General features: G+C 64.8%; 13 protein-coding genes. 8 read left to right on the top strand and 5 right to left on the bottom strand.

The genetic code is table 11. The features are described from left to right. Nucleotides 1-125: 125 nt before the first annotated feature. From BWP39_RS17670 to BWP39_RS17660, 3 genes are all read left to right on the top strand, one after another. Nucleotides 126-1,802 (top strand): isovaleryl-CoA dehydrogenase, encoded by a 1,677-nt coding sequence (locus BWP39_RS17670; protein WP_096722240.1) that lies wholly within the window; start codon nt 126-128, stop codon nt 1,800-1,802. A 96-nt stretch (nt 1,803-1,898) separates the two neighbouring features. Beyond that, entirely contained in the window at nt 1,899-3,317 is a 1,419-nt protein-coding gene (locus tag BWP39_RS17665) for a coniferyl aldehyde dehydrogenase (RefSeq protein WP_096722238.1), read from the top strand. Between the two features lie 97 nt (nt 3,318-3,414). After that, nucleotides 3,415-4,200 (top strand): SDR family oxidoreductase, encoded by a 786-nt coding sequence (locus BWP39_RS17660; RefSeq protein ID WP_096722236.1) that lies wholly within the window; start codon nt 3,415-3,417, stop codon nt 4,198-4,200. Here the strand turns inward: BWP39_RS17660 and BWP39_RS17655 are convergent. The 5 genes from BWP39_RS17655 to fliE all read right to left on the bottom strand — a co-directional run bounded on the left by BWP39_RS17655 (nt 4,148) and on the right by fliE (nt 7,489). After that, nucleotides 4,148-4,471, bottom strand: coding sequence for an EscU/YscU/HrcU family type III secretion system export apparatus switch protein (locus BWP39_RS17655; RefSeq protein WP_096722234.1), 324 nt, complete (start codon nt 4,469-4,471; stop codon nt 4,148-4,150). The genes BWP39_RS17660 and BWP39_RS17655 overlap by 53 nt on opposite strands. Continuing rightward, on the bottom strand, nt 4,471-6,015 hold the full coding sequence (gene fliK / locus BWP39_RS17650) for a flagellar hook-length control protein FliK (protein WP_096722232.1): 1,545 nt from the start codon (nt 6,013-6,015) through the stop codon (nt 4,471-4,473). The genes BWP39_RS17655 and fliK overlap by 1 nt, the downstream gene beginning before the upstream one ends. 65 nt (nt 6,016-6,080) lie before the next feature. Further along, entirely contained in the window at nt 6,081-6,410 is a 330-nt protein-coding gene (locus tag BWP39_RS17645; protein WP_091017322.1) for a flagellar protein FliT, read from the bottom strand. Beyond that, nucleotides 6,407-6,841 (bottom strand): flagellar export chaperone FliS, encoded by a 435-nt coding sequence (gene fliS, locus BWP39_RS17640; RefSeq protein WP_096722230.1) that lies wholly within the window; start codon nt 6,839-6,841, stop codon nt 6,407-6,409. The genes BWP39_RS17645 and fliS overlap by 4 nt, the downstream gene beginning before the upstream one ends. Nucleotides 6,842-7,147: 306 nt before the next feature. Further along, a complete protein-coding gene (fliE, locus tag BWP39_RS17635; RefSeq protein WP_096722228.1) occupies nt 7,148-7,489 on the bottom strand; it encodes a flagellar hook-basal body complex protein FliE in 342 nt (113 codons plus the stop codon). A gap of 284 nt (nt 7,490-7,773) precedes the next feature. On the opposite strand from fliE, the gene fliF reads away from it, so the two are divergent. Genes fliF through fliJ form a run of 5 tightly spaced genes read left to right on the top strand, consistent with a single transcriptional unit; the run spans nt 7,774 to nt 13,242 of the window. Next, nucleotides 7,774-9,555: a flagellar basal-body MS-ring/collar protein FliF gene (gene fliF / locus BWP39_RS17630; protein WP_096722226.1), complete on the top strand. Its 1,782-nt coding sequence runs from the start codon at nt 7,774-7,776 to the stop codon at nt 9,553-9,555. Next, a complete protein-coding gene (gene fliG, locus BWP39_RS17625; RefSeq protein WP_091017314.1) occupies nt 9,545-10,540 on the top strand; it encodes a flagellar motor switch protein FliG in 996 nt (331 codons plus the stop codon). Before fliF ends, fliG begins: the two co-directional genes overlap by 11 nt. After that, nucleotides 10,527-11,213 (top strand): flagellar assembly protein FliH, encoded by a 687-nt coding sequence (gene fliH, locus BWP39_RS17620; RefSeq protein ID WP_096722224.1) that lies wholly within the window; start codon nt 10,527-10,529, stop codon nt 11,211-11,213. Before fliG ends, fliH begins: the two co-directional genes overlap by 14 nt. After that, nucleotides 11,207-12,790, top strand: coding sequence for a flagellar protein export ATPase FliI (gene fliI, locus BWP39_RS17615; RefSeq protein ID WP_096722222.1), 1,584 nt, complete (start codon nt 11,207-11,209; stop codon nt 12,788-12,790). Before fliH ends, fliI begins: the two co-directional genes overlap by 7 nt. A gap of 2 nt (nt 12,791-12,792) precedes the next feature. Next, nucleotides 12,793-13,242 (top strand): flagellar export protein FliJ, encoded by a 450-nt coding sequence (gene fliJ / locus BWP39_RS17610; protein ID WP_096722220.1) that lies wholly within the window; start codon nt 12,793-12,795, stop codon nt 13,240-13,242. Nucleotide 13,243 lies beyond the last annotated feature (1 nt).

Below are 13,243 nucleotides of genomic sequence, written 5' to 3'. Positions count from 1 at the left end.
CGCCTCGCCGTCATTCAAACACCCTACGCCACAGGCAGGCTTTGCACGACAGGGCGCCGCATCGAGCGGTAAAACGACACCTCGCGACAGACGGCCCGGCACGTACCGGTGAACGGAGACAGTAGATGGAATGGCACGCCCCCGGCAAAACGCACGACGTGACGAATCAGGTCCCGCCGCTCGCGGACTACAACCTGTTCGCCACCGACGCGGTACTCGCTTCCGCCGTCGAACGCGAAGGGGCGACGTGGCATCGCGATGCGTTGTTGCGCGACGGCGCCCAACTCGGCACACCCGACATCATTGCGCTCGCAGGGCTCGCCAACCGGCATGAACCCGAGCTCTTCACGCATAGCCCGCGCGGCGAACGCATCGATGCGCTCGAATTCCATCCCGCGTGGCACTCGCTAGTCGCGTTGCTGCGCCACGAAGGTCTGCACGCGCTACCGTTTTCCGATCCGCAGCCGGGCGCGATGGCCGCGCGCTGCGCCGGTTACTTCCTGCACGGGCAGCTCGAATCGGGTTCGCTGTGCCCACTGACGATGACCTTCGCGAGCATCCCGGTGCTGCAACGCGAACCCGCGCTGTTCGCCATGCTGCGCGACAAACTGTATGCACGCGAGCACGATCCGCGCGACGCACCGCTCGCGCAGAAACGATCCGCGATGATCGGCATGGGCATGACCGAGAAACAGGGCGGCTCCGATGTGCGCAGCAACCAGACACACGCGTTCTCCACGGACGGTGGCGGCGGCCGCGGCGCCGCCTACCGCCTGGTTGGCCACAAGTGGTTTTTCTCGGCGCCGCAATGCGACGCGCATCTGGTGCTCGCGCGTACCGACGATCACGAGGGGCTGTCGTGCTTCTTCGTACCGCGCTTCGCACCGGACGGCAGCAAGAACGCAGTGCAGGTGCAGCGTCTGAAGGACAAGCTCGGCAACCGCTCGAACGCGAGCAGCGAAGTCGAATTTCTCGATGCCTATGGCGTGCTGATAGGCGACGAAGGCCGCGGCGTGCCGACCATCATCGAGATGGCAAATTACACGCGGCTCGATTGTGTGATTGGCAGCGCGGCGCTGATGCGCGCGGCGCTCGTGCAGGCGGTGCATCACGCGCGGCATCGCAGCGCCTTTGGCAAGCATCTCGTCGATCAACCGCTGATGCGCAACGTGCTCGCCGATCTCGCGCTGGAATCGGAGGCTGCGACCGTGCTGTTCATGCGCCTCGCGCGTGCGTTCGAAGACACCGCGAACCTTCCCGAAGAACGCGCCTGGCGACGCATCGTTACGCCGGCGGCGAAATACTGGGTGTGCAAGCGCACGCTCGAATTCACCGGCGAAGCGATGGAAGTGTGGGGCGGTAACGGTTATGTCGAAGAAGGCCCGATGGCGCGCTTCTATCGCGAGGCACCGGTCAATTCGATCTGGGAAGGCTCCGGCAACGTGATGTGCCTCGACGTGCTGCGCGCGATGGAGCGTGAACCCGACGCCGCACACGCGCTACTGGCCGCATGGCGTGCCGATGCCCATGCGCATCCCGCGCTCGGCGCTGCAGTGGAACGTTTGCTCGCGACGCTCACCTCGGCACCGGACACACGCGAAGCATCCGCGCGCCGCATCGCGCAACAGATCGTGCTAGTCGCGCAGGCCACGCTGCTGGTCAAACATGCGCCGTCGTATGTGGCCGATGCATTCATCGCAACGAGGCTCGCCGACGGTTGTGGCGATAGCGGTCGCGTGTACGGCACGCTGCCTGCAACGTTCGATCATGCGGCGATCGTCGCGCGCACGTTTCCGGCCTGATGTAGCCAACACAAACGAAGCAGACTACCCCGTCGAAAGCACAACGCGACGACACGCGATCGCCGTCAAGATCGACATTCGAACCACGGAGAGCATATGAAGAACGATTTGCCGGACATCGCAGCGCTCGACGCATTGCTGGGAGAACAACGCCAGGCGTATCTGCGCGAGCCGTATCCATCGTGGCAGACGCGCGCCGGACATCTGAAGGCCTTGCGCGCGATGCTGCTCGACAATCGCGACGCACTCGCCGATGCGATGAATGCCGACTTCGGCAATCGATCGAAAGCCGAAATACTGCTCGCGGAATTCTTTATCGCGAAGGAAGAGATCGATGCCGCGCTGAAGCATGGCAAGGGCTGGATGCGGCCGCAGCGGCGCAGCACCAATAAATGGCTGATGCCGGCGCGTGCGCGGGTCGTACCGCAACCGCTCGGCGTGGTAGGCATCATCGTGCCGTGGAACTACCCGGTGTTGCTCGCGGCCGGACCGCTTATCAGCGCGCTGACGGCGGGCAACCGCGCGATGATCAAGATGTCGGAACTGACGCCGCGCACCTCGGCGCTTTTCGAACAGTTGATCGCGAAGACGTTTTCGCGCGATCACGTCGCGGTCGTGAACGGTGACGCACAGGTCGCGGCCGCGTTCAGCTCGTTACCGTTCGATCACTTGTTGTTCACCGGTTCGACGAAGGTAGGTCACGACGTGATGCGCGCCGCCGCCGAACACCTGACGCCGGTCACGCTTGAACTGGGCGGCAAGTCGCCGGCAATCATCGGGCCGCATGCGCGCTTCGACTACGCGGTGGACAGTCTGCTGGGCGGCAAGACGCTCAATGCGGGACAAACCTGCATCGCACCCGATTACGTGCTGGTGCCACGCGGCAAGGAACAAGCGTTCATCGAACGCGCGCGCACGCGGATCGCGAAGATGTACCCGGACTTCGCGCATAACAGCGACTACACGTCGATCATTTCCGATCGTCACTACGCACGCTTGCAGCGACTCGCCGACGAAGCCGTCGAAGCGGGCGCGCACGTGCATCCGCTAACCAGCGCGCCAGCTGATCCGGCGACACGACGTTTTCCACCGACGGTACTCACCAATGCGCCCGATCACGTCACGGTGATGCAGGAGGAGATTTTCGGGCCGTTGCTGCCGGTTATTCCGTACGACACGCTCGACGATGCGATCGCGTGGATCAATGCACGGCCGCGACCGCTGGCGCTGTATCTGTACGACGATGATCGCGCGACTATTGAGCGTGTGACGCGCGAGACGATTGCCGGGGGGATGGCGATCAACGAGACGCTGATGCATATCGCCTGCGAGAGTTTGCCGTTTGGTGGGGTTGGGGCGAGTGGGATGGGGGCTTATCACGGGTATGAAGGGTTTGCGACGTTTTCGCAGATGAAGCCCGTCCTCGCGCAGGCACGATTCAACGCGCGCGGGTTGATTGCGCCGCCGTACGGCAAACGCTTTCATGCGCTGCTGCGCGTGATGATGAAGTTTTAGCGGGTTTCCCTCAGCCGGCGGTTCCTGCGGGATGTTCAGATGCCGGAAACAGATGACGTAACATTCGTCTGTGAGTCGAGGAATAAGGAATGAAGTAATGAGCAAAAAGGTAGCGTTGGTGACAGGTGCGGCACATCGGACGGGAAAGGAGATTGCACAGTACCTTTGCCAGAATGGCTACGAAACGGTGATTCACTTCAATACGTCTCACGAAGACGCTGAGTCGACCGTCAAGGAGATCGTGGCTGCTGGCGGTCACGCGTTTGCGCTTCGAGCGGATCTGGCCGAAGAAGCCAGCATCGAAAAGCTGATCGATGATGTGTATGAGCATGCCGGCCAGCTCGATCTGCTGGTGAACAACGCGTCGGTGTTCTGGCAGGAGCACTTCCCGGACTTCGCCACGCAAGATCTGGATCTCGCATGGAAAGTCAATTGCCGGGCGCCGATTCTGCTCACCCGCGCTTTCTACCGGAAAGCTAAGGAGGCGGGCACCACCGGCGTAGTGGTGAATGTCGTGGATCAGAAGGTGAAGGACAACTTCAACCGTGATCACTTCAGCTACACCGTTGCAAAGACCGCGCTCGGCAATCTCACTCAAATGCTGGCCATATCTGCAGAGCCCGTTCTGAGAGTCAACGCTGTATTCCCCGGTTTGATGCTTCGCAGCGACAACCAGACCGACGCCGATTTTGAGTATGCAAGTCGGACCGCCAATCTCTTAGGCCGAGCGGCAAACCCTCGGGATCTGGCGAGCGCGATCCTTTTACTCACCGCGCCTAGCTTCGTTGGAACAGATTTTGTCGTCGACGCAGGGCAGAATCTGATTCCGGTCACGCAGGACGTGATTTACTCGCATCGGTCACCGGGTAAGGTTGAAGAGTGACATCCGCACCACTCTCCAGCCTGTGCAACCACCCCAGCAACTCCGCCACCGCCAGGTAAAGCTCCGGCGGAATCCTCTCGTCGAGATCCACCTGCATCAACAACGACACCATCTCGGGTGCTTCGTGCACGTAAAGGCCCGCTTCCTTCGCGCGCTGCACGATCATCTCCGCGACCAGACCGTACCCCTTCGCTACCACGCGCGGCGCGGCGTCCCCGCTCTGCGCGTCATAGCTCAGTGCGGCTGCGCTCTTGCGGCGGATGCGGCTCATCACGCGTCCCAGTCGAATTCGTCGGAGTGCGGCAGCGGCGTGTCGGGCTGTGTCGCGTAGGCCGGACGCACCGGGTCGGTAACAGCCGCCGCCGAACGTGCATAAGCCGTCGCCGCGGCTTGCGGCGTCATCCTTGCAGGTGCTTCGTGAGTCGTCTGCGATGCGGTCGCGCCACTTGCCTGCAACGTCTCCGACAACGCCGCCGCCCCACCGATCTCGCGAATCGACAAACCGCCCAGCTCGATGCCCACCATCGCGAGTCGCTGTCTGAATGTCTCGCCATGTGCCGCGAGCCGCGCTGCGCCGCCCGGGCTCGCCTGCACCCGTGCGATTAATTGCGTGCCCGTCAACGTCAGTTCGGCATCGACGGTACCGAGCGTCGGTAGCGACAGCGTGAGGCGGGTGCGCCACGGTAGATCATCGGTGGTGCTGCTATCTGATGCGCCGCGGCGACGTTCGTCGTTCTCCTGTTCGATGGTCCAGTCGAGCCGCGTGCCCGGCCACGCTTCGCCCGTCCAGCGGAACTGCCCGGTCGCCAGCAGATCGAGTTGCTGACGCACCAGTGGAATCGTCGCCGCGTGGATTGCCGCGGCATTTGGCTGCGCGGTGTCGGCGGCTGCACCAGTAGGTGTGTCACCGGACGCAGCAGCGTGCAATGCGGAACGTTGCAGGGAGCCAGCGGGTGTTTGTGGATCGGCGGAAGGAAAGCGCACCGGCACGCCGGCAAACTGCGCACCAGCCTGCGCATGTGCAGACGCAGCCGCACCAGCGGAATTCGTCGAGGCCTGTGAAGCCGGTTGCTCCGTCACACCGGCGCGCGACGGTTGCGCTGGCCCACTCCACGCGGATGGGTCGTTCTCATCGATCCATTCGAGCGGCAACTGAGCGGACGCGGTGGCCAGCCGATTCTGCGGCTCGCCGGCCAGCGACGCCGGCGTGCGTTGTCCCGCGAGCCACTGCGCGAGATGCGCTTCATAGAAGAGCCCGCTCTGCGCAACCGTTTGCTGAAGCGCAGCGGCCAGCGCCGCCACCGGCAACGGCGACGGCGACGCGGCGACACCAGACATAGGTGCGGAAGCAAACGTCGATGAAAACGGCGCCGGCGAGCTACCAGCAACGCCAGCGCCGACGCTGCCGCTAGAAAGCAGCGCATCGGCAGCAGGCCCGGCAGCGATATCGAACAGCGGCAGTGCAGAACCAGCGCGTGCCGCCAGGTCAGCCAACCCAGCGGTCAACACCGGAACCGCAACCAGCGCAACCGGCCACACCGGCACCTGCCCCACCACCGCAGGCGTCGCCTCCCCACCGGAGCGCATGATCGCGTCGAGCGTCAACGCCACCGCCGACAACGCCGTCTGAGTCGACGCCGTCGCGCCCGCCGGATTCCCCGCGAGCGAGCCCGCGCCTTGTGGCGACGGCGTATCGACACTCAGCGCGGAAGCGCCGGTCTGCGACGCGGTTGCATCGCCCGCGGCACTCCCCGAGAGCAGGCTGTCGATCCGGCTCGCAAGCAGCGAAGCGATGGCCGTGTCGATTCCGTTCATCCCGAGTCCCTTATCAGAGAGGTCCGTGCTCACGCTGCGCCGGCGCAGCGGCAGCCCGGACCGGCTCAGCGCGCGCCGTACAACTCCTTCAGCACCCGGCCGGGTCGCCCGGATGCGAAGAGCGTCGACAGCTTCGCGAGGCGCGGGCTGGCCAGTTCGCGGATCGCGGCATCGTCGGCGAGAATCCGGCGCAGCAGTTCGTATTTGCGCAGCCGTTCCGCGTCGTTGAGCTGCACGTCGAGTTCCGCTTCTTTCAACGCCTCGACGAGGAACCGGTACTCGTCCTGCAGGTGTTCCAGCTCGTTCCACAGGGAACGCTGCGCGGCGGCCAGCATGCAACTGGAAATCGCGGCGATCGCCTCATAGCGGGCGAAATACTCTGCGTGGTTGGTCATCTGATGTTTTCTGCCGGCGACTGGGCCGCCATGCGCGCCACTTCGGGTGCAATTCCGATCCATGCGTCTTCGAGCGTCGCGAGCAGGCCGTCCACCTCGATCAGCATCGCTTCGCTTTGCTTCAGGTTGGCTTCCAGCAAACGCCGCGTCATATAGCCGTACAACCCATCCAGCCGTTGCGCGATTTCGCCACCGGCCTCGACATTCAGCGACGGCTGCAAACCGCTCGCGACGATCTGGATCGCCTTGCCGATCGCTTCGCCACGCGCCGCGATATTGCCTTGCTGCAGATGCAGACGCGCCAGCGCGATCGCCTTACGCGCCCCCTGATACAGCATCACGATCAGACGATGCGGACTCGCGCCCATCACCCCTGTTTCGACTCCGACGCGTGCGTACGCATTGGCTCCAGAGTGTCCTGGGGAAAACATTGGCGCTCCTCCTGTTGATGCTGTTTCGATTCGATCGAGGCACCGTCGCGACGCGCTTTGCCGCCGTCTCGATGGACCTGTATCCGGGTTATCGGATGGCCATCGGGAAAGCTTTAGGCTGCTGCAAGAGGGAATGCAGAGAAATTTGTCGTGCCGGCGGGAGGTGTGACAAACGCAGGCGCAGACAGGCCGCCGGCATAGCCGGTGCGCCGCGCGCGGCAATGGCGTTACACGGTGACGTATTGCGGGGAGGAGAAATCCGGCGCGACGGTGACCGGCATGCAGCCGGCATCCGCCCTGCCGCGTTCAGACCGAGATCTGCGAGATTTCGTTGTACGCGGCGACCAGCTTGTTGCGCACCTGCAGACCGAACTGGAAGCCGACATTGGCTTTTTGCATGTCGACCATCACGTCGTTCAGCGACACGTTCGCCGAGCCGAGTTCGAACGCTTTCGCCTCGCCGAGTGCGTTCTGCTGGTCGTTGCTGATCTTGTCGATCGATGCCTTCAGCGCCGATGCGAAGCCGCCGACATCCGCGGCGTCGGACGCGCTGTCCGTGGCCTTCGGGGTCGAGCCGCCCGCCGCCTGGGCGGCCATCGACTGCATCTGTTGCAGCGCGGACGCAATGGGATTCACGGACACAGTCATGTTCGCTCCAGTAAAAAAGAGAAGGCGGCGGCGCTGCGGGGCTTCGCAGCCTGGTCTCACCGCGACAAAGGCGCACCTGCCGATCTGACGAAAAGCATAGCAGCGGGCCATTTCCGACAGCCGCGAAAGTAGGGGGGAAACCCCGCTCTATTCGGTCAATCGCCTTACACGGCGCTGCGGATAATCCCCATCGTGAAAGTCTCTGTCCACGCGCCTCGCCGTCCGCTTCCTGCCGGACCGCCGGGCCACCGGCAGACGCAAGGCATCCCGGAGATACCCGACGCATGGATTCGTCAGCCAATTCTTTGATCACCCCCGACGCCCGCATGGGCCTCGCCAGCGCGCCGCCCGGCGCGGGCGCGGCCGGTGCGGCCGGCGGCGCGGCGGGCAGCGGCGCCGACCTGGGCGGTCTGGGCGGCGGTTTTGCCCAGCGCCTGCCGTCGCTCACGCAGATGCGCGGCAATCCGCGCGCCCCGCTGATCTTCGCCGTCGCCCTGCTCGTCGCCGTCGTGGCGGCGCTGGTGCTGTGGTCGCGTGCACCGGACTACAAGGTGCTCTACAGCAATCTGTCGGACCGCGACGGCGGCTCGATCATCGCCGCGCTGCAACAGGCCAACATCCCGTACAAGTTCAGCGACGTCGGTGGTGCGATCCTCGTACCGGCCGATCAGGTTCACGAAATGCGCCTGCGTCTCGCCGCGGCGGGCCTGCCCAAGAACGGCTCGGTTGGCTTCGAGCTGATGGACAACCAGAAATTCGGCATCAGCCAGTTTGCCGAGCAGATCAACTATCAGCGCGCGCTAGAAGGCGAACTGCAACAGACGATCGAATCGATCTCGTCGGTCCACTCGGCGCGCGTGCATCTGGCCATTCCGAAGCCGTCGGTGTTCGTGCGCGATCGTGAGTCGCCGTCGGCGTCGGTACTCGTGGACCTGTACCCGGGCCGCGTGCTCGACGACGGCCAGGTGGTGGCGATCACGCATATGGTGGCGTCGGCGGTGCCCGAGCTGCCGGTGCGCAACGTGACGATCGTCGACCAGGACGGTAACCTGCTCACGCAGCCGTCTTCCGGCACGGGGCTCGATGCGACCCAGCTCAAGTACGTGCAGCAGATCGAACGCAGCACGCAGCAGCGCATCGACGCGATCCTCGCGCCGCTGTTCGGCGCCGGCAACGCGCATTCGCAGGTCAGCGCCGACATCGACTTCTCGAAGCTCGAACAGACCGCCGAAACCTACACGCCAAACGGCACGCCGCAGCAGTCGGCGATCCGCAGCCAGCAGTCGAGCACTTCAACCGAACTGTCGCAAGGCGGCGCGTCGGGCGTGCCAGGCGCGCTGTCGAACCAGCCGCCGCAGCCCGCGTCCGCGCCGCTCGTCGCCGCCAACGGCGCGAGCGCGCCGGCCGCGACACCGGTCAGCGATCGCAAGGACTCGACCACCAACTACGAACTCGACAAGACGGTCCGCCATTTCGAGCAGGGCTCGGGCGGGATCAAGCGGCTGTCGGTGGCGGTGGTGGTCAACTATCAACCGCAGATGGACGCGAAGGGCCACGCGACGATGCAGCCACTCGCTACCGACAAGCTCGCGCAGGTCGAGCAACTCGTGAAGGATGCGATGGGCTACGACGCGAAGCGCGGCGACTCGGTGAACGTGGTGAACAGCGCGTTCATGACCGACGTCGAGCCGACCGTGGATGTGCCGTGGTGGCGCGCGCCGGACATGATCGCGCTGGCAAAGCAGGTCGCGACGTACCTCGGCATTGGCGCAGTCGCCCTGTTCCTCTACTTCGTGATGGTAAAGCCGGCGCTGCGCCGTGCCTTCCCACAAGCCGTGCCGGCCGGCTCGGGCCACGCACTGCCCGCCCCCGACGAACCACTGCTGCTAGACGGTCTGCCGACCACGCAACACGCCGGCGATACCGAAGACACCAACAGCCTGCTCGCGTTCGAAAACGAGAAACACAAGTTCGAGCGGAACCTGGAATATGCGCGCAAGATCGCGCGCCAGGATCCGAAGATCGTCGCAACCGTCGTCAAGAACTGGGTGTCCGATGAAAGCTGAAGGCGTAGCCAAGAGCGCGCTCCTGCTGATGTCGATCGGCGAAGAGGAAGCCGCGCAGGTGTTCAAGTTTCTCGCGCCGCGCGAGGTGCAGAAGATCGGCGTCGCGATGGCCGCGCTGAAGAACGTGACGCGCGAACAGGTCGAGGAAGTGCTGACCGAGTTCGCGAAAGAAGCCGAGCAGCACACCGCGCTGTCGCTCGATTCAAGCGACTACATTCGCACCGTGCTGACCAAGGCGCTTGGCGAGGACAAGGCCGGTGCGATCATCGACCGTATCCTGCAAGGCAGCGATACGAGCGGGATCGAAGGCTTGAAGTGGATGGATTCGGGCGCCGTTGCCGAACTCATCAAGAACGAACATCCGCAGATCATCGCGACGATCCTCGTGCATCTCGATCGCGATCAGGCGTCGGAGATTGCCGCGTTTCTCAGCGAACGTCTGCGCAACGACGTGCTGCTGCGTATCGCGACGCTCGATGGCATCCAGCCGGCTGCGCTGCGCGAACTCGACGATGTGCTGACCGGCCTGCTGTCCGGCAGCGACAACCTCAAGCGTAGCCCGATGGGCGGCATCCGCACAGCCGCGGAAATTCTCAACTTCATGTCGACGAGCCACGAAGAAGCGGTGCTCGAGAACGTGCGTCAGTACGACGCCGAACTCGCGCAGAAGATCGTCGACCAGATGTTCGTGTTCGAGAACCTGCTCGATCTCGAAGATCGCGCGATCCAGTTGCTGCTGAAGGAAGTCGAATCGGAATCGCTGATCATCTCGCTGAAGGGCGCGCCGCCCGCGCTGCGGCAGAAGTTCCTGTCGAACATGTCGCAACGCGCCGCCGAACTGCTCGCCGAAGATCTCGATTCGCGCGGTCCGGTGCGTGTGTCGGAGGTCGAGACGCAGCAGCGCCGCATCCTGCAGGTCGTGCGCAATCTCGCCGAAAGCGGGCAGATCGCGCTAGGCGGCAAGGCCGAAGATGCGTATGTCTGACCAGGACCCCTCGTCGGGCAAACCCGGCAGCGGCGGTCTCTCGGCGTACCAGCGCTGGGAGATGGCATCGTTCGACCCGGCCCCGCCACCCGAGCCCACCGACGAACACGCCTTCGAAGCCGAACTGCAACGGCTGCGCGATGCCGCGCATGCGCAGGGCGTCGCGTCGGGGCATGTCGCTGGGCAGGCGCTCGGCTATCAGGCCGGCTACGAACAGGGTCATACGCAGGGCTTCGAACAGGGCATCGCCGAAGCGCACGCGCAGGCCGCGAGCCTCGCGGCGCTTGCGCAATCGTTCAAGACGGCACTCGACGGCGCGCAAGCGGACGTGTCGGAAACGCTCGTCGCACTTGCGCTCGATATTGCGCAACAGGTTGTGCGACAGCATGTGCAGCACGATCCGACTGCGTTGATCGCGGCCGCGCGCGAAGTACTTGCCGCGGAACCGGCGCTCTCGGGTGCGCCGCATCTCGTTGTCAGTCCCGCCGATCTGCCGGTTGTCGAAGCCTATCTGCTCGAAGAACTGCAGGCGCGCGGCTGGACGCTGCGCACCGATCCCGCGGTGGATCGTGGCGGCTGCCGCGCGCACGCCGCGACCGGCGAAATCGACGCGGGCATTGCGACGCGCTGGGAACGCGTTGCAGCGGCACTCGGCAAGGTGAGCACATGGTGAAGCCGACGCTCGACGACATCCGCGCCAGCGATCTGACGCCGCTCGAACGTGAGCTGGCGTTGGCATCGTTTGGTGTGGTCGAGACGTTGGAGACTGTCGGTCGTGAGGTTGCGACTGTTGCCGCGGCGGTGCCGGTTACACGCGCTGCACACGCCACATTTCGCAACGATGAGGTACGGGCAACGGCATCGACCACAGGCAACCCGCACACGCTCGCGTGGCACGCTCGGCTCGACGGGCTGCGGGCCCGCAATGCAATTGCGCGTCCGCTGCGTGCATGCGGACGACTCACACGGGCAGCCGGTCTCGTGCTCGAAGCAGTCGGACTGCGGCTGTCGGTGGGCTCGGAAGTGATGATCGAATTGCCGCCGGGCAGCTCGCTGCCGATGGCCGAAGCGGAAGTCGTTGGCTTCGCCGGCGACCGGCTGTTCCTGATGCCGACCACCGAAGTCGCCGGCCTGTTGCCCGGTGCACGCGTCTATCCGCTCGAAAGCGCGCCGATCGCCGACCCGCTCGCGGGCGCGAAGCGTTTGCCGGTCGGTTGGGAACTGCTCGGGCGTGTGGTCGATGCCTCAGGACGACCGCTCGACGGCTTCGGCCCGCTCGGCACACAACGCGACGCCCCGCTCTCTGCGCCGACGATCAACCCGCTCAAGCGCGAACCGATTCACCAGGTACTCGACGTCGGCGTGCGCGCAATCAACGCGCTCCTCACCGTCGGACGTGGCCAGCGCATGGGGCTTTTCGCGGGGTCCGGCGTGGGCAAGTCGGTGCTGCTCGGCACGATGGCGCGCTACACCAGCGCCGAAGTCATCGTGATCGGACTGATCGGCGAACGCGGCCGCGAAGTGAAGGAATTCATCGAACAGATTCTCGGCGAAGAAGGACTCGCGCGCGCGGTCGTCGTCGCGGCACCCGCCGATGTGTCGCCGCTGCTGCGCATGCAGGGCGCGGCCTATGCGACGTCGCTGGCCGAATACTTCCGCGACGAAGGCAAGCACGTACTGCTGCTGATGGATTCGCTGACACGCTATGCGATGGCGCAGCGTGAAATCGCGCTGGCGGTCGGCGAACCGCCGGCGACCAAGGGCTACCCGCCGTCGGTGTTTGCGAAGCTGCCCGCGCTCGTCGAGCGCACCGGCAACGGCCCAGCAGGCGGCGGCTCGATCACCGCGTTCTACACGGTGCTGACCGAAGGCGATGACCAGCAGGACCCGATCGCCGATTCGGCGCGCGCGATTCTCGACGGCCATATCGTGCTGTCACGCTCGCTGGCGGAAGCCGGCCACTATCCGGCCATCGATATCGAAGCATCGATCAGCCGCGCGATGACCGCGCTGATCGACGACGCGCATCTCGAGAAAACGCGGCTCTTCAAGCAGATGCTGTCGCGCTACCAGCGCAATCGCGACCTGATCAACGTGGGCGCTTATTCGAGCGGCCGCGACGCGCTGCTCGACCGCGCGATCGTACTGTATCCGCGCATCGAAGCGTTTCTGCAGCAAGGCATGGCCGAATGCGCGGGCTTCGCATCGAGTGTCGAGTTGCTCGACGCACTGTTCACCCAGGGAGGCTGACGATGGGCCAACATCTTCCGCTCAAGACGCTGATCGACCTCGCCCAGGACGCCGTCGATGCCGCGGCGCAGCGACTTGGCCGCGCGCAGCGCGACCGCGGCGACGTGCAGGCACAGCTCGACGCGTTGATCCAGTACCGCGACGAATATCACGCGCGCTTTGCGAATTCGGCGCAGGCGGGCATGCCGGCCGGCAACATGCGCAACTTCCAGGCGTTTATCGACACGCTCAATGCCGCGATCGAGCAGCAGCGCGCGCTGCTCGTGACGGCGAGCGCCCGCGTCGAGGCGGCGAAGCCGGACTGGCAGCGCCAGCGCCAGAAACTCGGTTCTTACGAAGTGCTGCAGGCGCGGGGTGCCGCGATCGAAGCGCAGCAAAGCGCGCGCCGCGAACAGCGCGACACCGACGAACACGCGGCAAGGATTCTCCGGATGCGGGCCGAAGGCGTATGAC

Origin of the sequence: Paraburkholderia acidicola, assembly GCF_002362315.1 — a bacterium.
GTDB lineage: Bacteria > Pseudomonadota > Gammaproteobacteria > Burkholderiales > Burkholderiaceae > Paraburkholderia > Paraburkholderia acidicola.
Note: the sequence above shows the minus strand (reverse complement) of the source record. Positions and strands in the feature narration are given on the sequence as shown.